This is a genomic window from Azospirillum brasilense, assembly GCF_008365405.1.
Lineage (GTDB): Bacteria > Pseudomonadota > Alphaproteobacteria > Azospirillales > Azospirillaceae > Azospirillum > Azospirillum brasilense_D.
In genome coordinates, this window is sequence record NZ_QOKV01000022.1 from 15,182 (window position 1) to 34,404 (window position 19,223).

General features: G+C 70.2%; 22 protein-coding genes. 17 read left to right on the top strand and 5 right to left on the bottom strand.

Features of this window, described 5'->3' with window-relative positions:
- Nucleotides 1–70: 70 nt before the first annotated feature.
- The 4 genes from DS837_RS25540 to DS837_RS25550 all read left to right on the top strand — a co-directional run bounded on the left by DS837_RS25540 (nucleotide 71) and on the right by DS837_RS25550 (nucleotide 2,518).
- On the top strand, nucleotides 71–1,276 hold the full coding sequence (locus DS837_RS25540; protein WP_149167308.1) for a CoA transferase: 1,206 nt from the start codon (nucleotides 71–73) through the stop codon (nucleotides 1,274–1,276).
- Nucleotides 1,277–1,369: 93 nt separating this feature from the next.
- Nucleotides 1,370–1,525 carry a hypothetical protein gene (locus tag DS837_RS32190; protein WP_170295975.1) on the top strand — a complete coding sequence of 52 codons (156 nt, stop codon included), beginning with the start codon at nucleotides 1,370–1,372 and terminating at the stop codon, nucleotides 1,523–1,525.
- Between the two features lie 110 nt (nucleotides 1,526–1,635).
- A complete protein-coding gene (locus DS837_RS25545) occupies nucleotides 1,636–2,238 on the top strand; it encodes a cytochrome c oxidase subunit 3 family protein (protein ID WP_149167309.1) in 603 nt (200 codons plus the stop codon).
- Nucleotides 2,239–2,242: 4 nt separating this feature from the next.
- Entirely contained in the window at nucleotides 2,243–2,518 is a 276-nt protein-coding gene (locus DS837_RS25550) for a cytochrome C oxidase subunit IV family protein (protein WP_149167310.1), read from the top strand.
- A gap of 28 nt (nucleotides 2,519–2,546) precedes the next feature.
- Here the strand turns inward: DS837_RS25550 and DS837_RS25555 are convergent, their stop codons facing one another.
- Entirely contained in the window at nucleotides 2,547–3,323 is a 777-nt protein-coding gene (locus DS837_RS25555; protein WP_149167311.1) for a FadR/GntR family transcriptional regulator, read from the bottom strand.
- Between the two features lie 222 nt (nucleotides 3,324–3,545).
- Between DS837_RS25555 and DS837_RS25560 the strand changes: the two genes are divergently transcribed.
- The 10 genes from DS837_RS25560 (at nucleotide 3,546) to DS837_RS25605 (ending at nucleotide 12,536) form a co-directional block, all read left to right on the top strand.
- Entirely contained in the window at nucleotides 3,546–4,427 is an 882-nt protein-coding gene (locus DS837_RS25560; protein ID WP_149167312.1) for a fumarylacetoacetate hydrolase family protein, read from the top strand.
- Between the two features lie 38 nt (nucleotides 4,428–4,465).
- Nucleotides 4,466–5,230: an alpha/beta fold hydrolase gene (locus DS837_RS25565; protein ID WP_149167313.1), complete on the top strand. Its 765-nt coding sequence runs from the start codon at nucleotides 4,466–4,468 to the stop codon at nucleotides 5,228–5,230.
- A complete protein-coding gene (locus DS837_RS25570) occupies nucleotides 5,230–5,625 on the top strand; it encodes a DUF1636 domain-containing protein (RefSeq protein ID WP_149167314.1) in 396 nt (131 codons plus the stop codon). The genes DS837_RS25565 and DS837_RS25570 overlap by 1 nt, the downstream gene beginning before the upstream one ends.
- Nucleotides 5,626–5,749: 124 nt before the next feature.
- Complete coding sequence (locus DS837_RS25575) at nucleotides 5,750–7,027, top strand: metal-dependent hydrolase family protein (RefSeq protein WP_149167315.1); 1,278 nt, start codon at nucleotides 5,750–5,752, stop codon at nucleotides 7,025–7,027.
- Nucleotides 7,028–7,127: 100 nt separating this feature from the next.
- Nucleotides 7,128–7,985 (top strand): branched-chain amino acid ABC transporter permease, encoded by an 858-nt coding sequence (locus DS837_RS25580; RefSeq protein WP_040137922.1) that lies wholly within the window; start codon nucleotides 7,128–7,130, stop codon nucleotides 7,983–7,985.
- Between the two features lie 5 nt (nucleotides 7,986–7,990).
- A complete protein-coding gene (locus DS837_RS25585; protein ID WP_170295976.1) occupies nucleotides 7,991–8,995 on the top strand; it encodes a branched-chain amino acid ABC transporter permease in 1,005 nt (334 codons plus the stop codon).
- Nucleotides 8,992–10,251: an ABC transporter substrate-binding protein gene (locus tag DS837_RS25590; RefSeq protein WP_149167317.1), complete on the top strand. Its 1,260-nt coding sequence runs from the start codon at nucleotides 8,992–8,994 to the stop codon at nucleotides 10,249–10,251. The genes DS837_RS25585 and DS837_RS25590 overlap by 4 nt, the downstream gene beginning before the upstream one ends.
- Before the next feature lie 38 nt (nucleotides 10,252–10,289).
- Nucleotides 10,290–11,039, top strand: a complete 750-nt coding sequence (locus DS837_RS25595; protein ID WP_149167318.1) for an ABC transporter ATP-binding protein — start codon at nucleotides 10,290–10,292, stop codon at nucleotides 11,037–11,039.
- The gene (locus DS837_RS25600; RefSeq protein ID WP_247890133.1) at nucleotides 11,026–11,739 is read left to right on the top strand and encodes an ABC transporter ATP-binding protein; all 714 of its coding nucleotides are present in this window, start codon (nucleotides 11,026–11,028) and stop codon (nucleotides 11,737–11,739) included. Before DS837_RS25595 ends, DS837_RS25600 begins: the two co-directional genes overlap by 14 nt.
- A 26-nt stretch (nucleotides 11,740–11,765) precedes the next feature.
- Nucleotides 11,766–12,536 (top strand): SDR family NAD(P)-dependent oxidoreductase, encoded by a 771-nt coding sequence (locus DS837_RS25605; RefSeq protein WP_149167319.1) that lies wholly within the window; start codon nucleotides 11,766–11,768, stop codon nucleotides 12,534–12,536.
- Between the two features lie 22 nt (nucleotides 12,537–12,558).
- On the opposite strand, the gene purT is transcribed toward DS837_RS25605, so the two are convergent.
- Entirely contained in the window at nucleotides 12,559–13,728 is a 1,170-nt protein-coding gene (purT, locus tag DS837_RS25610; RefSeq protein WP_149167320.1) for a formate-dependent phosphoribosylglycinamide formyltransferase, read from the bottom strand.
- A 90-nt stretch (nucleotides 13,729–13,818) separates the two neighbouring features.
- Nucleotides 13,819–14,316, bottom strand: coding sequence for a hypothetical protein (locus DS837_RS25615; RefSeq protein ID WP_149167321.1), 498 nt, complete (start codon nucleotides 14,314–14,316; stop codon nucleotides 13,819–13,821).
- 317 nt (nucleotides 14,317–14,633) lie between these two features.
- Here DS837_RS25615 and DS837_RS25625 point away from each other — a divergent pair, with 317 nt between their 5' ends.
- The 3 genes from DS837_RS25625 to DS837_RS25635 are packed head-to-tail and all read left to right on the top strand — an operon-like array spanning nucleotide 14,634 to nucleotide 17,501.
- Complete coding sequence (locus tag DS837_RS25625; RefSeq protein ID WP_149167323.1) at nucleotides 14,634–15,680, top strand: iron ABC transporter substrate-binding protein; 1,047 nt, start codon at nucleotides 14,634–14,636, stop codon at nucleotides 15,678–15,680.
- A 13-nt stretch (nucleotides 15,681–15,693) separates the two neighbouring features.
- Nucleotides 15,694–16,686 (top strand): FecCD family ABC transporter permease, encoded by a 993-nt coding sequence (locus DS837_RS25630; RefSeq protein ID WP_247890134.1) that lies wholly within the window; start codon nucleotides 15,694–15,696, stop codon nucleotides 16,684–16,686.
- Nucleotides 16,683–17,501, top strand: coding sequence for an ABC transporter ATP-binding protein (locus tag DS837_RS25635; RefSeq protein ID WP_149167324.1), 819 nt, complete (start codon nucleotides 16,683–16,685; stop codon nucleotides 17,499–17,501). Before DS837_RS25630 ends, DS837_RS25635 begins: the two co-directional genes overlap by 4 nt.
- Here the strand turns inward: DS837_RS25635 and DS837_RS25640 are convergent.
- Nucleotides 17,489–18,142, bottom strand: coding sequence for a protein-methionine-sulfoxide reductase heme-binding subunit MsrQ (locus DS837_RS25640; RefSeq protein WP_149167325.1), 654 nt, complete (start codon nucleotides 18,140–18,142; stop codon nucleotides 17,489–17,491). The genes DS837_RS25635 and DS837_RS25640 overlap by 13 nt on opposite strands.
- A gap of 1 nt (nucleotide 18,143) precedes the next feature.
- Entirely contained in the window at nucleotides 18,144–19,091 is a 948-nt protein-coding gene (msrP, locus tag DS837_RS25645) for a protein-methionine-sulfoxide reductase catalytic subunit MsrP (RefSeq protein WP_149167326.1), read from the bottom strand.
- Nucleotides 19,092–19,223: the final 132 nt, after the last annotated feature.

The window sequence follows — 19,223 nt, forward strand, 5'->3', positions numbered from 1 at the left end:
CGCCCAGCGGGGGAGGGCCGGGGTGGGGGCACCCGTCAACCGCATTGTTCCCATCTGGATCGAGTCTCCCATGTCCTCGCTTCTCTCCGATCTGCGCGTCGTCGAGGTGTCGGCCTTCATCGCCGCGCCGCTGGGCGGCATGACGCTGGCCCAGCTGGGCGCGGAGGTGATCCGCATCGACCCCATCGGCGGCAATATCGACTACCGGCGCTGGCCGGTGGCGCCGAACGGCACCAGCCTCTACTGGACCGCGCTGAACAAGGCGAAACGGTCGGTGACGCTGGCGCTCGACCGGCCGGAGGGGCGGGAGATCGCCCAGGCGATCATCACCGCCTCGGGCGAGAACGCGGGCTTCCTGCTGACCAACCTGCCGGCCAGCGGCTGGATGGGCTACGAGGCGCTGTCGGCCAAGCGCGACGACCTGATCATGCTGCGGCTGACCGGCAACCCGGACGGGTCGGCGGCGGTCGACTACACCGTCAACTGCGCCAGCGGCTTCCCGATGGCGACCGGTCGCGGCGGCGAGCCGGTGAACCATGTGCTGCCGGCTTGGGACGTCGCCGCCGGCCTCTATCTGGCGACCGGCCTGCTGGCGGCGGAGCGGCACCGGCGCCGCACCGGACGCGGGCAGGAGGTGACGGTGGCGCTGGCCGACGTCATGCTGGCGACCGTCGGCAACCTCGGCTACCTCGCCGACGTCCGGGTGAACGGCGCGGTGCGCCCGCCGATGGGCAACGACCTCTACGGCGCCTACGGCCGCGATTTCGCCACCGCCGACGGGCGGCGGGCAATGGTGGTCGCCATCTCCAACCGCCAGTGGAAGGCGCTGGGCAAGGCGACCGGGCTGACCGAGCGGCTGGCGATGATCGGCCCGCTGATGGACGTGGACATGAACGACGAGGGCGGGCGTTTCCTGGCGCGCGACGCGATTTCCGCCGTGCTCGCCCCCTGGTTCGCCGCCCGCACCCTGTCCGAGGTGGAAAGCGCCTTCGCCGGGGCGGGCGTGCTGTGGGGGCCCTACCGCGATTTCGGCCAGCTGGTGGCGGAGGACGCGCGCTGCTCCACCGCCAACCCGCTGTTCCGCGAGGTCGAGCAGCCGGAGGTCGGGCCGCTGCTGGTTCCCGGCTCGCCCCTTGGCTTCTCCGGCCTGGGCGAGCGCACCGACCACCGCCCGGCGCCCGTGCTGGGGCAGGACACCGACGCGGTGCTGGCCGACCTACTCGGCCTGCCGTCCGCCGAGATCGGCCGCCTGCACGACGCCGGCATCGTCGCCTGACCATGTGAGCGGGGCGAGACGACCGGCGCGTGGGGGTGTTGGTGAGGCTTACGGCGGGCCGCATCGGCCCGCTTCATGCCGGAGGATGACGCGATGGGCGACAACCGCAACACCGACTCCCAACCGCAAGCCGAGAAGGACCGCGCGACCGGCAAGCCCGATGACAAGCCGGCGCCGACCAAGGATGAGATGACCAAGGCCCAGGAGGACGCGGCGCGGGAGCGCGCGGACAAGGGCGGCTATCAGTAACCGGTTCCAACTGATCGAAAACGGGCCGCGAGTTTGCCCCTGGGCAAAGACGGCCCTCCTCTCCCGCGTCATGGTCCCTTCCGGTCATCACTTCCGGAAGGACAGCGGACATGACGGAGATTTCCGCGCCGACGGCGGTCGTCATCGCGGACGGGGCTGCGGACGGGGAGGCCGCCGATTGGGGGCCTCTCTCCAGCCTGCCCGGCAACCCCATGATGTGGATTCTCATCCTGGGGGAGCTTGCGGCCTTCGGGGCGATGTTCCTCGGCTTCGCGGTGGCGCGCGCCCTGGACCCGGCGACCTTCGACGCCTCGCAGGCGCAGTTGGACCGTCTGCTCGGCGGCGTGAACACCATGGTCCTGGTGACGAGCGGCTGGCTGGTCGCGGTCGCCGTGCGGCGCCGGGCCTCGGGCCGCTCCCACCGGGTGGCGATGCTTGGCGCGATGGCCCTCGGCGGTGTGTTCCTCGCCATCAAGGCGGTCGAGTATGGCGACAAGATCGGCCGGGACCTGACGCTGGAGACCAACACTTTCTTCCAGCTCTACTATCTGCTGACCGGCTTCCACGCGATGCACGTCGCCGCGGGGATCGTTATCCTGGGCATCGTCACCTGGTGGGACAGCCTGGAAAACCTGGAGACCGGGGCCGCCTTCTGGCACATGGTGGACCTGATCTGGGTGCTGCTCTACCCCATCGTCTATCTGCTGAGGTGAGGCGATGACGATCCTGACACGCACCTGGATGGTGCTGATGCTGCTCACTGCCGTCTCGATGTGGGCGGGGCATGGCGGCGACGGTCTCGGTCCACTTGGAATCGGCCTCGTCCTCGCCGCCGCCAATCTCAAGGCCGACCGGATTCTCACCCATTACCTGGACCTCCGCCGCGCGGACGGCGGCTGGCGGGCGGCGTTCCGGACTCTGCTCACCCTGCTGGGAATGGCGATCTTCGGGATCTATGTGCTTGTCCCGATGATCGGTCCGGCCCTTCGCTGAACGGCGGTTCGGGTCCGCCGCCGGGCCGTCACAGGTCAATGGCCGCGTCCGGCTCCGCCGCGGCTCCCTGGCTCGACGCCGCCAGCAGATTGGCGCGGACCAGCGTCAGGTGCTGGAGCAGTTCGGCGCGGGCCTTCGCCCCGTCGCGGTCGAGCAGGGCCGAGACGATGCGGCGGTGCTGCTCCTGATAGATCGCGCGGCGCTGTGGGGTCACGCTGCGCGCCTTCAGCCGGCCCCACTCGGGCTGGTTGCGGATGTCGTTGATGGCGTCATAGATGTCCATCAGCAGGCCGTTCTTCGTCGCGGCGATGATGGCGACGTGGAGCATCCCGTCCCAATGCTCGAAGTCGGGCACGTCGCGCGCCTGGTCGGCGCGCAGCAGGCACTCCTCCAGCCGTTGCAGGTCGGCCGCGTTCGCCCGGCTGGCGGCCAGCTCCGCCGCCAGCGGCTCGACCATCAGCCGCACCTCCATCACCTCGGTCGGGCTGGCGCCGTGGATGCGCCGGACGAGGTTTTCGCCGTCCTGCGGTGCGAGCAGGCGGATCGCCGCGCCGAGCGCCGGCTCCAAACTGCCCGCAACGAAGGAGCCGCGGCCGACATGGCGGACGATCTTTCCCTGGTCCTCCAACTGCCGCAGGCTTTTGCGCAACGTGTTGCGGGACACCCCGAAGCGCTTCTCCAGATCCCGTTCCGTCGGCAGCTTGGTGCCGGGGCCCCAGCTGCCATCGGCGATGTTGCGCTCGATGAACTGCACGACGGCGTTGGCGCCGTTGGCTGCCCGGTCCCTGAGATTCAGCGTGTCCATTCCCGTCCTCGTTTCGAGGAGATGATCCAAACATGATCCAATTCTAGCCAGCTCTTGGGCGTTTCGCAACGCAAACCTCTCATTTTCACCACAACCAAACGTCATACTTTCTTTTTTTCAGTTGACCAAACAATCACCAAGCCGGCCTAATTGGCTCACAAGCTGATCAGCGGTTCTGGTTTGGTGAGAAATTGGCTCAACAATGGGCGAGAAGGAAACACCATGAAGTTTGCGACCATCCAGCTTGACGGACGCCGCGCCGTCGCGGTCATCGATCCGGACAAGAAGCGGGTCTGGCCGTTGGAATCGCTGCTCGGCGAGCCGGTGGACGATCTCCTCGACGTCATCCGCCGCTATGACGAGATCAAGGGGCGCATCAACGTCGAGGGGGAGGGCATCGGCCTCTCCCGCGTCCGGCTGGAGGCTCCCATCCCGCGCCCGGCGCGCAACATCTTCTGCGTCGGCAAGAACTACCACGACCACGCCCGCGAATTCGCCGGCAGCGGCTACGACAGCAGCGCCACCGGCGCCGCGGACGCCGTGCCGGCCCTGCCGATCTTCTTCACCAAGGTTCCGGAAAGCGTCATCGGGCCGGACGAGGCGATCCTCTACCCCCGCGGCATCAGCGAGCAGATCGATTACGAGGTCGAACTGGCGCTGGTGATCGGCACGGGCGGCAAGAACATCGCGCCGGAGGACGCCCACCGGCATGTCTGGGGCTACACCGTCATCAACGACGTGACCGCCCGCGACGTCCAGAAGCGGCACAAGCAGTGGCTGCTGGGCAAGTCCTTCGACACCTTCTGCCCGATGGGGCCGTGGGTCGTCACCGCCGACGAGCTGGACCCGACCGACCTCCAGGTGAAGACCTGGGTCAACGGCGAGCTGCGCCAGAACGCCAACACCCGCGACCTGATCTTCGACATCCCGACCCTCGTCGCGACGGCGTCCGCCGGCATCACGCTGTACCCCGGCGACATCATCGCCACCGGCACCCCGGCGGGTGTCGGGCTGGGCTTCTCGCCGCCGAAATTCCTGTTCCCCGGCGACCGCGTCACGGTCGAGGTCAGCGGCATCGGCGCGCTGAGCAACACGCTGGCCTGACTGGCAATAGGACAACCATCAACCGAAGAGAGGGGCATATGGCACCGCAATTGGCCGTCGAGGTGCACGGCAACGGCGATCCGGTCCTGCTGGTCCACGGGCTTGGCGGAACCTCCAACGTGTTCGGGCCGCAGGTCGGCGTTCTGTCGCGTTTCTTCCAGTGCATCCGGCCCGACCTTCCCGGCTCCGGGCGCAGCCCCGCCGACGGGCCGCTGTCCATCGCCGGCCTTGCCGACGCGATCGAGGGCGTGATGGACGAGCGCGGGCTCGACCGTGTCCATCTGGTCGGCCACTCGCTCGGCACCATCGTCTGCCAGCACGTCGCGGCGCGCCGTCCGAACCGCGTCCGCAGCCTCGCGCTGATCGGCCCGCTCCACGCGCCGCCCGACGCCGCCCGTCCGGTCATCCGCGACCGCGCGGCCAAGGCGCGGGCGGAGGGCATGGTCGGCATCGCCGACGCCATCGTCCAGGCCGGCACCTCGGCGGACACCAAGGCCAACCGGCCGGAGGTCGCCGCCCTGGTCCGCGAGATCCTGATGCGCCAGGACCCGGAGGGCTACGCCCGCACCTGCGAGGCGCTGGCCGCGGCGGAGCCGGCGGACGTCGCACGGATCGCCTGCCCGACGCTGCTGGTCACCGGCGACGAGGACGGCACGGCGCCACCGACCGCCGTGCGGGCGCTGCACCGGAAGATCGCCGGGTCGTCCCTGCGCATCCTCGACCGCTGCGGCCACTGGACGACCTTCGAACGCCCCGCCGAGGTGAACGAGGCGCTGGTGAACTTCCTGTTCTCGGTGGACTGATGGACAGGCCGCCGGCCCTCGTACGGCACATCCTGTCGGTGTGCCGAACCTGCCACCGCTACGCGGCGCGCAGCCCCGGCGAACCGACGCCCGGCGAGCGGCTGGCCGACCGGCTGGAGGCGCTGATCGCCGGAACCGCGCTGGCCGAGCGGCTGACCCTGCGGCGCGTCGAATGCCTCAGCGGGTGCCGGCATCCCTGCAACGTGTCGCTGTCGGCCTTCGGCAAGACCCGGCTGCGCTTCAACAACGTCGGGCCGGAGCAGGCGGAGCCGCTGGTCGTCCTGGCGCGCCGCTATCTGGACAGCGCCGGCGGCGAGGTGCGGGGGGAGGCGGGGCCGCTCGGGCTGGAGGGCCGCATCGCCTCCGCCGTCCCGCCGCCCTCCAACTCAACCTGAGGCCCAAATCAATCTGAAGCTCACAACAGACCAAGGCGACGATCCACGAACGATCACCCGACCCCATCATCACCCGCGGTGAGGCGCCAAGACAAAGAAGCTGCCCCCGCAACCGGAGGAAACGATGCCCACGACCCTGTTCACCAACGTCCAGATTCTCGACAGCACCGGTGAGAAGCCCTTCGCCGGAGAAGTGCTCGTCCAGGGCAACCGGATCGCCGAGGTCTCCCGGCAGGCCGGCGCCATCTCCCGCGAGGAGCACCGGGTGGTCGACGGCGGCGGCGCCACGCTGATGTCCGGCCTGTGCGACGCCCACACCCATTTCAGCTGGATCAACCAGGCCGGTCTCGACCCCATCGGCCTGATGCCGGTCGAGGAGCACATCCTGGAGGCGGCGGACAACGCGCGCACCTATCTCGACTGCGGCTACACGATGTGCGTCGGCGCCGCGGCGGCCAAGCCGCGCCTGGACGTCGTCGTCCGCGACTACATCAACAAGGGCCGCATCGCCGGCCCGCGCTACCTCGCCAACGGGCCGGAGATCGCCACCATCGGCGGGTTGGGCGACCTGAATCCCAGCCATGTCGGCGCCTACACCTTCGTGGAGGTCGTCAACGGCCCCTATGAGATGCGCGCCTGCGTCCGCCGCCTGCTGAAGGAGGGCGTCGACCTCATCAAGCTGAACCTCTCCGGCGAAGAGATCACCAAGTGCCGGGCCGAAGACACCCCGATGGCCGAGGACGAGGTCGCCGAGGCGGTGCGCGAGGCCCATCGCAAGCGGGGGGTGCGCATCTGCGCCCACGCGCGCAGCGCCGAATCCGTGAAGCTCTGCGTCAAGCACGGCATTGAGATCGTCTACCACGCCAGCTTCGCCGACGAGGAGGCGCTGGATCTGCTGGAGGCCAACAAGGACAAGCATTTCGTCGCGCCCGGCCTCGCCTGGGTCTACCAGACCTGCTACGCCGCCGCCGACTGGGGCATCACCGAGGAAGTCGCCCGCAACATGGGCTATTTCCGCGAGCTCGAGGCCGCGGTCGAGACGATGAAGGCGATGCGCAAGCGCGGCATCCGCGTGCTGCCCGGCGGCGACTACGGCTTCGCCTGGACCCCGCACGGCACCTACGCCAAGGACCTGGAATATTTCGTCGAGCTGCTGGGCTTCACCCCGATGGAGGCGATCCAGTCGGCGACCCTGCTGGGCGGCGAGATCATGAACCGTCCGGGCGAGTTGGGGCTGGTGCGCAACGGCTATCTGGCCGACCTGATCCTGCTCGACGGCGACCCGCTGCAGGACATCACCCTGTTCCAGGACCGCAGCCGCATCCTGGCGATCATGAAGGACGGCTCCTTCCACAAGGAGATGACGCCGCCGGCCCGCGCGCAGGTCAGCGTAGCCGCCTGAGGCGGCGCCTCTTCCCCCTGCCGCGACCCTCCTCCACAGCCGTGGCGGAGGGAACGGGCGGGCTTTGCGCCCGCCATCCCCAGCATCGGGGCCGCCGAGCATGAGATTTTACCTTCTCCTGTCGCTGAACGCGCTGACCGTGGCGTCTCTGTACTTCCTGGTGGCCAGCGGCTTCTCGCTGATCTTCGGGCTGCTGCGGACCGTCAACATGGCGCACGGCGCCTTCTATCTCCTGGGCGCCTATGTCGGGTACGACATCGCGTCCTACACCGGGTCCTGGCTGCTCGGGCTGGTGGGGGCGGCGGTCGCCGTGGCCGTCGTCGGGCTGGCGATGCATCTGACGCTGCTGCGCACGCTGGGCGGCGACGAGCTGCGGCAGGCGCTGGTCACCATCGGCTTCGCCATCGTGGTCGGCGACCTGCTGCTGGCCCATTACGGCGGCATCACCTACCAGTTCACCCCGCCCGAGATCCTCTACGGCACGACGCCGCTGCCGGTGGTTCGCGGCTACCCGACGATCCGCCTCGTGGTCATCGCCAGCGCGCTCCTGGTCGGGCTGGGGCTGTGGCTGCTGATCCACCGCACCAAGGTGGGGATGCTGATCCGCGCCGGGGTGGACGACCGCGACATCCTGTCGGCCATGGGCTTCAACGTGCAGCGGGTGCTCCTGCTCGTCTTCGCGCTCGGCGCCGGTCTGGCGGGGCTGGCCGGGGTGATCGGCGGCAGCGCCCTGTCGATCTCGCCGGGGGAGGACGCACGGTTCCTGCTGTCCTCGCTGGTCGTCGTCATCATCGGCGGCATGGGCAGTCTGGCCGGGGCGGCCTTGGGCGCGCTGCTGATCGGCTTCGCCGAGCAGTTCGGCCTCGCCTTCATCCCGAACTACGCGACGCTGCTGACCTTCCTGCTGATGGTCGCGGTGCTGGCGGTCCGGCCCCAGGGCCTTCTCGGACGGGGATGACGACGATGCCTCAGCAACTCCTTCGCCATCCCGTTCTGTGGCTGGCGCTGGCCGGTCTGGCCTTTCCGCTGGTCGCCGGCGACTTCTGGGTCGGCACCCTCGCCGCCCGCGTGCTGATCATCGGCACCATGGCGCTGAGCCTGACCTTCCTGACCTCCAGCGCCGGGCTGGTGTCCTTCGCCCAGGCCGGGGTGGCGGGGGTGGCCGGCTACACGCTGGCGCTGCTGTCACCCAACATCACCGGCGTCGGCATGGCGGTGCCCTGGCCGCTCGCGGTCGGTGCGGCGCTGGGCATGGGGACGCTGGCCGGCCTGCTGGTCGGCTGGGTGTCGGTGCGGTCCAGCGGCATCTATCTGCTGATGATCACGCTGGCGATGTCGGTCAGCCTGTTCTACCTCGTCTCGCAGAACACCGAGGTCTTCAACGGCTTCGACGGCATCAACGGGCTTAAACCGCCGGAGCTGTTCGGCATCGACCTGCGGGCGCCCATCCCCTTCTACGGCATGGCGCTGGCCGCCGCCGTCCTGTCGGCCGCCGCTGTCCTGCATCTCGACCGCACGCCCTTCGGCCTGCAGCTGCACGCCCTGCGCAACGCCCCGCGGCGGGTCGCGGCGCTCGGCTTCAGCACGACGCTGCTGCGCATCGCCGCCTTCGGCATCGCCGGGCTGATCGCCTCGGTCGGCGGCGTCCTCAACACCTGGTTCAGCGGCCAGATGTCGCCGGGGGCGGTGGACGTGCACGCGGCGGTCAACCTGCTGGTCGTCGCGGTGCTGGGCGGCATCCGGCACCCGCTGGGCGCCTTCCTGGGGGCCGCCGCCTTCGTCCTTCTGGAGAACTACGCCGCGTCGGTGATCGACCGCGAGCGCTTCAATCTGGTGATCGGGGCCGTCTTCATCGTCATCGTCCTCTTCGCGAAGGACGGCCTGATCGGACTGATCCAACAACTGCGCGCCCAGATCAAGCCGGCCTGGACCGGCGTGTGCGCAAAAAACGGGAGGAAAACGGTATGAAGACGACCTTGCACACGGTGCTGGGCGCCGCCGGCGTCGCGGCTCTCCTGTCCGGCACGGCCCTGTCCCCGGCCTTCGCGCAAGACATCCGCATCGGCGCGCTGGCCACCTTGGAAGGACCCTTCGCGCAATCCGGCCTGGACGGCATGCGCGGCGTGGAGTTGGCGGTGGACGCCTTCAAGGGGCAGGTCGCCGGCAAGCGGATCGTGCTGGTGAAGGAATCCTCCAACGCCAAGCCCGACGTGGCGGTCGCCAAGACCCGCAAGCTGATCGAGCAGGACAAGGTGGACATCGTCGTCGGCCCGCTGTCCGGCGGCGAGGGCATCGCCGTCAAGGAATACGCCAAGTCGGTCCCGTCCAAGACCTTCGTCAACGGCACCTCGGGCGCGCAGGACACGACGCTGCGCGACCCGGCGCCGAACTTCTACCGCTTCACCCTGGACGGCGCGCAGTGGCAGGCCGGGCTGGGCAGCTACGCCTACGAGACCAAGGGCTACCGCCACATCGCCGTCGTGTCGGAGGATTATTCCTTTCCCTATTCCCAGGTGATGGGCTTCCAGGCAGAATATTGCAGCCGCGGCGGCAAGATCGCCCAGAAGAACTGGGTGCCCGTCGGCACCAAGGACTTCACCTCGGTCATCGCCAAGCTGCCGGACAAGGTGGACGCCGTGTATGTCCTGCTGGGCGGGGCGGACGCGGTGAATTTCCTGACCCAATATTACCAGTCCGGCGGCACGGCGCCGCTGATCGGCAGCAGCGTCACCGTGGACCAGACCGTTCTCAGCTCCAAGGGCGCCTTCAAGAACAAGGTGCTGGGGATGATCGCCGCCGGCCCGGTCGCCGATTCCAACGAGGACCCGAAATGGGTCGCGTTCGTCAAGGCCTACAAGGCGAAGTTCCCGGACGGGCTGGAATCGCCGTCGCTGTTCGCCCACGGCTATTACATCAGCACGCTGGCGGTGCTCCAGGCGCTGGATCAGGTCGGCGGCACGCTGGACGACGGGCAGAAGGCGTTCCAGGCGGCGCTGGCGAAGACCGAGCTGACCGACCGCTCGCCGACCGGTGCGATCCGGCTGGACGAGAACCGGCAGGCCATCGCCGACAATTTCGTGACGGAGGTCGCCCAGCGGCCCGACGGCGCCTTCTACAGCAAGGTGGTGAAGGTGGCGAAGGGCGTCGATCAGGCGCTCGGCATGGACCGGGCCAAGTTCCTGGCGCTCGGCCCGGCCTCGCGCGACAACCCGTCCTGCAACTGACCGCCGCGCCAGAACGCCGCGTCCTCCGGAGGCCCGCCATGCCCACGCCGCCGATCCTGACCGTCCGGGATGTGTCCATCAGCTTCGGCGCCGTGCGCGCGGTGAACGGGGTGTCCCTGGCGCTGGCGCCGGGGGAGCGCCACGCCCTGCTCGGCACCAACGGGGCCGGGAAGACGACGCTGTTCAACGCCATCTCCGGGGAGGTGCCGCTGACCGCCGGCGGCATCGCCTTCAAGACCCGCGACATCTCGCGCCTGCGCCCGCACCAGCGGGCGCGGCTGGGCATCGGGCGCACCTTCCAGACCAGCCTGACCTTCGCCGACCGCTCGGTGGAGGACAACCTCCGCGTCGCGGTGATGGGCAGCCGGGGGCCGCGCTTCAGCGTCCGCCCCTGGCGGCACCATCGCGAGCAGGTGGAGGCGGCGCGGGCCTGCGCGGCGCGCTTCCGGCTGGACGAGGTGCTGGCCCAGCCGGTCGCCACCCTGTCCTACGGCCAGCAGCGGGAGCTGGAGATCGCCATGGCGCTGGCCGGGGAGCCGGAGCTGCTGCTGATGGACGAGCCCGCCGCCGGCATGTCCCCGCAGGGCCGCGGCCGTCTGGTCGAGATCCTGCGCGGGCTGCCGCGCCGCATCACCATGCTGTTCGTCGAGCACGACATGGACGTGGCGCTGTCGCTGGCCGACCGCATCACCGTCATGCGCGACGGCGCGGTGGTGGCGTCGGGCACCCCGTCGGAGATTCGCGCCAACCCCCTGGTTCGGGAGATCTATCTTGGTGGAAAGCACTAACGCGCTGGTCGTCAGCGGGCTGGAGGTGCGGCGCGGCGCGCTTCCGGTGCTGCACGGCGTCGAACTGCGGCTCGACGGGCCGAGCCTGGCGATCCTCGGCCGCAACGGGGCGGGAAAGACGACGCTGTGCAGCGCGCTGATCGGGCTGCTGCCCGCCGGGCGGGGATCGATCCGCTTCAACGGCGTGGAACTGGCCGGGCGCAAGCCGCACGACATCGCCGGGCAGGGCGTGTCCATCGTCCCGCAGGGGCGGCGGGTGTTCCCCTCGCTCACCGTGGACGAGCATCTGCGCCTGATGGAGGGCCGGCGGCCCGGCCCCTGGACGGTGGAGCGCGTCTACACCGTCTTCCCGCGGCTGGCCGAGCGCCGCCGCAACTTCGGCAACCAGCTCTCCGGCGGCGAGCAGCAGATGCTGGCCATCGGGCGGGCGCTGCTGACCAACCCGCGCCTGCTGATCCTCGACGAGCCGTCGGAGGGGCTGGCCCCGAAGATCGTCGATCATCTGCTGGAGGTGCTGGGCGATCTGCGCCGCGACGGCACATCCGTCCTGATCGTCGAGCAGAACCTGCGCGTCGGCACCAGCGCGGCGGAGCGCGTCGCCATCATGTCCGGCGGCCAGATCGCTCTGGTCACGTCTTCCAAGGAGTTGTGGGAGGACGACGGCTTGCAGCAGCGCTATCTCGGCGTGTCGGCCCATTGACCCCACCGGAAAAGGACAGGGATCGGATGAGGCTTTCAAACACATTCGCCGTCGTCACCGGCGGGTCGGACGGCATCGGCTGCGCCATCGCTGAGGCCTTCGCGCGGGAGGGGGCGGATCTCTGCCTCGTCGCGCGCAACACCGGGAAGCTCGCCGACGCGGCGGCGCGGCTCGCCGCGAACGGAACGCGGGTCGTGACCGTCGCCGCGGATCTGGGGCAGCCGGACGGGTTGGAGCGGGCGGTGGCGGAGATCAAGGGCTTCGGCCGGGCGGTCCACACGCTGGTCAACAACGCCGGCACGGCGACCTTCGTCCCCTATCTGGAGGCCGACCGGGCGCAGTACGAGCACAGCGTCGCCCTGAACGTCACCGCCCCCTTCTTCCTGACCCAGGCGCTGGTGCCGCTTATGCCCGCCGAGGGGGGAGCGGTCATCAACATCTCGTCCTACTTCGCCGGGAAGATGCTGCCGGGGCGGCCGTCCAGCCTCTATTCGCTGACCAAGGGGGCGCTCAATTCCCTGACCAAGGCCATGGCCTATGAGCTGGCGCCGCGCGGCATTCGCGTCAACGCCATCGCACCGGGCACGGTGGACACCGAGCTGCGCCGCCGCACCATCGCCGCGATGCCCGAGGACGACCAGCGCGCCATGGCGGAGCTGGTCAAGCGGCTCTACCCTCTGGGCCGCATCGGCGAGGCCAGCGATCTCGGCGGCATCGCCGTCTTCCTGGCCGCGCCGGAGGCCGCCTGGACCACCGGGGCGGTCTTCGCGATCGACGGCGGCCTGACGATTACCTGACCGCCATCAATCGCGGGGGGTGTCACTCGTAGCGGATGCTGACCGCCGAGGCCGCCTTCAGCGCCCGGTCGCGCGCGTCGTCGGTGTCCGTGCCGGCGGCGAGCGCCACGCCCATGCGGCGGTTCTTGCGGGTCGTCGGCTTGCCGAACAGGCGGACATCCACGTCATGCTCCGCGCTGCCCACGCGCATCGCGTCGGCCAGCCCCTCGATGGCGAAGCGCTCGGCCTCGCGGTCGGCCAGGATGACGGCGGAGGCGGACGGGCCGCGGACATGGATCGCCGGGATCGGCAGGCCCAGGATGGCGCGGGCGTGCAGGTCGAACTCCGACAGGTTCTGCGACAGCAGGGTCACCATTCCGGTGTCGTGTGGGCGCGGCGACAGCTCGGAGAAGACCACCTCGTCCCTGGTGACGAAGAACTCGACGCCGAAGATGCCGTAGCCGCCGAGATTGTCCACGACCTTGGCCGCCATGTCCTTGGCGTCGTCCAGCAGCGCCGCGGGCATCGGCACCGGCTGCCAGGACTCCTGATAATCGCCGCGCTCCTGCCGGTGGCCGATCGGCTCGCAGAACAGGATGCCCTCGCGGGTGCGGACGGTCAGCAGGGTGATCTCGTACTCGAAGGGCACGAACTCCTCGACGATGACCTTCCGGCGGTCGCCGCGCATGTTGGCGACGGCGTAGGTCCAGGCGGCCTCAAGCTCCTCCTTGGTCCGGACGGTGCTCTGCCCCTTGCCGGAGGAGGACATGACCGGCTTGATGACGCAGGGCAGGCCGGTGTGCTCCGCCCCGGCGATAACCTCCTCCAGGCTTTCGGCGTAGCGGTACTTGGAGGTGCGTAGGCCCAGTTCCACCGCGGCGACCTCGCGGATGCGGTCGCGGTTCATCGTCATGGTGGCGGCGCGGGCGGAGGGCACGACGGTCAGGCCGGCGTCCTCGAACTCGTGCAGCACCTCGGTGCGGATGGCCTCGACCTCCGGCACGATGAAGTCGGGCGTGTGCTTGGCGATGGCCGCGCGCAGGGCGTCCGGGTCGAGCATGGAGAAGACCTCCGCGGCGTCGGCGACCTGCATCGCCGGAGCGTTGGCGTAGCTGTCGCAGGCGATGACCTCGCAGCCGAGGCGCTTGGCGGCGATGACGAACTCCTTCCCGAGTTCGCCCGAGCCGAGAAGAAGGATTTTGGCCGTGAACATGCGCGGACTCCCGTGACGCAAACCCGTGACGCAACTGCCCGCGGAGCTTTACCCCATCGCGGGCCGTGCGTACATGGCCGACTGCATGCGTTATTGCAGGCTGCCCCAGCGCCGGGTTGAGGGCTCGGCCAACGCCCAGCGCCACTGGCCGTCCTTGGCCCGGCAGATGGTGGTGACGTTGAAGTCCGGCGCGTCGTCCAGCGTGAAGACCACGTCCTTGCAGGGGATCGCCTCGCCGAAGCCGCGCGCCACCTGCACGGTGCCGGTCTTGCCGCTGAGCGGCAGCTTCTCCTCCACCGTCCAGGTCGCCGCCTGCCCGACGGCGAGCGGGCCGGCGGCGCGGGCGACGGCGTTGTGGACATTGTCGGTGATCCGCCGCTCCGCGTATTTCACGCCCTGGTCGATGCCGTAGCTGGCCCCGGCGCCGGCGATGATGCCCAGCACCGGGTTGCCGGTGGCCGAACCGACCGTCGCCGCCACGCCCGCCGTGGTCACCCCGGTGACCGCCGAACCGAACCCGGCGCAGCCGGACAGCGCGAGCAGGGCGGCGGTGGCGAGGGCGGTGCGGCGGAGCGGGGATGCGGTCATCGGGCGGCACGGGGGTGGTGAGCGGACCGCCGCACCCTATCCGTTCGGATGGGGAGGCCGCCCGTGGCCAAAGCGTGACCTTCGCGGGCGGTGTCCCTCTCCCGCCCCGGGAGAGGGTGGCCCGAAGGGCCGGGTGAGGGTAAAGCCGAGGATCAAGGCGCTTGCCCGTTGCCAGTCCCCTCACCCTTCCCGCGCCTTGCGCGGGCCCCTCCCCTCTCCCGGGACGGGAGAGGGGATTCAATAGCAACTGTCGTATGGACGGTGGCGGGCGCAGACCCCATGCTTTGGAAGGGCGCTACGGAAGAAGCAGGATCGGCATGGTGGGCAGACATAGGTGGATCGCGGGCACCGGGCTGCTGCTCGCGCTGCTGGCCGGGCCGGCGGTGGCGGAGCGGATGGTCACGGATTTCTCCGGACGCCGCGTCGCCCTGCCGGACCGGGTGGAGCGCGTGTTCCCTGCCGGGCCGCCGGCCTCCGTCGTCGTCTACATGCTGGCGCCCCAGAAACTTCTGGGCTGGACGCGGGCGATCAGCCCGCCGGAGCGGCCCTTCCTCCCCGACCGCTACGCCGACCTGCCGGAGCTGGGGCGGCTGACCGGGCGCGGCAACACCGTCAACCTCGAAACCGTGGTCGCGGCGAGGCCGGACGTCGTCGTCGATGTCGGCAGCACCGCCCCGACCTTCGTGTCGCTGGCCGACCGGGTGCAGGAGCAGACGCGGGTGCCGACCCTGCTGATCGACGGGCATCTCGCCGACTCCGCGCGCACCTTCCGCACGCTCGGCACGCTGATGGGCGTGGCGGAGCGGGGGGAGGAGTTGGCCCGCTACGCCGAAACGACCCTGGCCGAGGTGCGTCGGCGCTTCGACGGCGTGCCGGAAGACCAGCGGCTGAAGGTCTACATGGCGCGCGGGCCGCGCGGCCTGCAGACCGGCATCCGCGGCTCCATCAACGTCGAGGCGCTGGACGTCGCCGGGGTGCGCAACGTCGCGGCGGAGAATCTCGGCGACGGCGGGCTGGTCAACGTGTCAATGGAGCAGGTCCTGGCCTGGCAGCCGGACGCCATCGTCACCATCGACCGCGGCTTTTACGAGAGCGTGTGGACCGACCCGCTGTGGCAGGGGGTGAAGGCGGTGCGCGACCGGCGCGTCTACCTCTCACCGGGGCTGCCCTTCACCTGGATCGATTCCCCGCCCGCCGCCAACCGCCTGCTCGGCCTGCGCTGGCTGGGCGCCGTCCTCTATCCGGAGCTGTTTCCGGAGGATCTGCGCGAGGAGACGCGACGTTTCTATGCCCTCTTCTACCACCGGGAGCCCACCGCAAGCCAGATCGACGCCCTCCTCGCCGGCAGCCGTCCGCCGGGGTGAGGTCCCCTTCGCGTTGACTCTGGGCGGGGTGGCGGCGGTGCTGGTCGCCGCGGTCTGCGTCGCCTTCAGCGTCGGCGCCTATCCCGTCTCGCCGGGGGAGCTGGCCGGGCTGCTATGGGCGAAGCTGGGCGGCAGCGTGACCGTCGCCCCGGCGGTGGAGACGGTGATCTGGGACATCCGCGGCCCGCGCGTGCTGACCGCCATGCTGGTCGGGGCGGGGCTGGCGGCGTCCGGTGCCGCCTATCAGGGGCTGTTCCGCAACCCTCTGGTCTCGCCGGACATCCTCGGCGTGTCGTCGGGGGCGGCGCTGGGGGCGGTGCTGGGCATCTTCGCCTCGCTGCCGGTCTTTGCCATCCAGGGCATGGCCTTCGCGGGCGGGCTGCTGGCGGTGGGGGTGGTGCTGGCCGTCGCCTCGGCCATCCGCGGGCGGGACCCGGTGCTGGTCCTGGTGCTGGGCGGCGTGGTGATCGGGGCGCTGCTGGGCTCCGGCGTGGCGCTGCTGAAGTATCTGGCCGACCCCTACAACCAGTTGCCGGCGATCACCTTCTGGCTGCTCGGCAGCCTGTCGGCGGTCAACCGCGGCGACCTCGCGGCGCTGGTCCCGCCGGTGGCGGTGGCGCTGCTGCCGCTGGTCCTGCTGCGCTGGCGGCTGGACGTGATGACGCTGGGCGACGAGGACGCGACGGCGCTTGGCGTGCCGGTGCGGGCGGTGCGGATCGTGGTGATCGTGGCGGCGACGCTGATGACCGCCGCCGCGGTGTCGGTCAGCGGCATCGTCGGCTGGGTCGGGCTGCTGGTGCCGCACCTTGCCCGGCTGATGGTCGGCCCGGCCTTCGTCCGGTTGCTGCCCACGGCGGTGCTGCTGGGGGCGGCCTATCTGCTGGCGGTGGACACGCTGGCGCGCAGCCTGGGGCCGGTGGAGCTGCCGTTGGGCGTGCTCACGGCGGTGATCGGCACGCCGGTCTTCCTCTGGCTGCTCGCCTTCGGAAAGCGCGGCTGGTCATGAGCGCGCGGCTGTCGGTGGAGGACCTCGCCTTCGGTTATGGCGAGCGGGTGGTCGGCGCCGGGGTCGGCTTCGCCGTGGCGGCGGGGGAGGTGCTGTGCCTGCTCGGCCCCAACGGCGGCGGCAAGACGACGCTGTTCAAGACGCTGCTCGGCCTGCTGCCGCCGCGCGGCGGGCGGGTGCGGGTCGATGGGGAGGACACCGCCGGCTGGTCGCCGCGCCGCCGGGCGCTGGCCTTCGGCTATGTCCCGCAGGCGGGGGCGGGGCAGTTTCCCTTCACCGTGCGCGAGATGGTGCTGATGGGCCGCACCGCCCACCGCGGCGCCTTCAGCGCCCCCGCCGAGTCCGACCACGCCGCCGCCGAGGCCGCGCTGAAACGGCTGGGCATCGGGCATCTGGCCGAGCGCGACTGGCTGCGCATCAGCGGCGGTGAGCGGCAGATGGCCCTGATCGCCCGCGCCCTGGCCCAGGCGCCGCGCGTGCTGGTGCTCGACGAGCCGACCGCCAGCCTGGACTTCGGCAATCAGGTGCGCGTGCTGGAGCAGGTGCGGCGGCTGGCGGACGGCGAGGGCGGGGAGGCTCTGACCGTCGTCTTCTCCACCCACCACCCGGAGCAGGCCTTCGCCATCGCCGACCGGGTGGCGCTGCTGCATGGCGGGCGGCTGGCCCGCTTCGGCACGCCGGACGAGGTCATAACCGCCGCGATGATGCGCGAGGTCTACGGGACGGAGGTCGAGGTGGTGGCCGTGGGGGCGGACGGGATGCGGGTGTGCCTGCCGCTCGGGCTGAGGCGTGCGGTGCGGGCTCAGGTCCGGTAGGACGGGGAGAGCCGTCCCGCCGCCGGCGACTTCGCGTAGCGCAGCGCGACCAGACCCAGGAAGATCGCCGCGTAGACGAAGGGCGGGTACTGCCAGCCCTTGACCAGCATCACGTAATGGACGCAGCCCGCCGCCCCAGCGACGAACACCGCCTTGTGCAGCGCCTTCCAGCGCCGCCCGCCGAGCCGCCGCACCATGCCGTTGGTCGAGGTCGCGGCCAGCGCCGTCAGGATCACGAAGGCGCCCATGCCGACGGTGATGTAGGGCCGCTTCACGATGTCCTTCCACACCGCCGCCCAGTCGAAGAACTGGTCCACCCCCACATAGACGGAGACGTGCAGCAGCGCGTAGAAGAAGGCGAACAGCCCGATCATCCGGCGGAAGCGCGCCAGCCCCGCCTGACCCGTCAGGATGCGCAGCGGCGTGACGGCCAGTGCTACCAGCAGCAGGCGCAGCGCCCACAGCCCGCTCTGCCGCACCGCCTCGGCCACCGGTTCCGCCCCCAGCCCGCCGCTCACGCCCAGCCAGACCATCCAGCCGAGCGGGAGGAGGCCCAGGGCGAACACCGCCGGTTTCGCCCCGCGCGAGGACAGCGCCTGGGCGACCGGTCCTTTCGACACACTTTTTTGGGCGGCGGCCATCTCAGTAGTTCTTCCGCAGGTCCATGCCGGCGTAGAGCGACGCCACCTCTTCGCCATAGCCGTTGAAGGGCAGCGTCTTGCGGCGGGAGAACTCGCCGACGCGGCGCTCCGTCGCCTGGCTCCAGCGCGGGTGGTCGACCTCCGGGTTCACGTTCGAATAGAAGCCGTACTCGCGCGGCTGCGAGCGGTTCCAGGAGGTCGGCGGCTGGTCCTGCGTCAGGGTGATGCGGACGATCGACTTGATCGACTTGAAGCCGTACTTCCACGGCACGACCAGCCGCACCGGCGCGCCGTTCTGGTTTGGCAGCGTCTCGCCGTACATGCCGACCGCCAGGATGGTCAGCGGGTGCATGGCCTCGTCCATGCGCAGCCCCTCGACATAGGGCCATTGCAGCACGGGATACTTCAGGCCGGGCATCTGGGAGCGGTCGGCCAGGGTCTGGAAGGCGACGTACTTGGCGTTGCCGGTCGGGTCCACGCGCTTCAGCAGCTCGGCCAGCGGGAAGCCGACCCAGGGGATGACCATCGACCAGCCCTCGACGCAGCGCAGGCGGTAGACGCGCTCCTCCAGCGGGAAGGACAGCAGGTCCTCGATGCCGAAGGTGGTGGGCTTCCCGACATCGCCGTCCACCGCGATCTCCCACGGGCGGGTGCGCAGCGAGCCGGCGTTCTCGGACGGGTCGGTCTTGTCCGTCCCGAACTCGTAGAAATTGTTGTAGCTGGTCGCCGACTTCATCGGAGTCTGGGCGTCCATCTTGGGGTCCTTCGGGCTGACCGTCAGCGGGGCCTGGAAGGGCGCGGCCAGCGCCGGACCCGGCACGGCACCCGTGCCGCCGAGCGCCAAGGCTGCGGCGCCTCCGGCGATGATGGAACGCCGGGACAGGAACAGGCCGCGGGGCGTCACCTCGTTCTCGCTGGCTTGCGACGCGCTCCGGACTTTGATGAGCATGAACACTCTCCACAGGAAAGCCGCCGGGAGGCGACAGCGCCCCCCGTCCCTCATCTAGCCTTGGTCGCCGGTCCCGGCAAATCAAGCGCGGGACACGAGTTCGTGAGCGTGACGTGAAGGGCTCTCGAATGC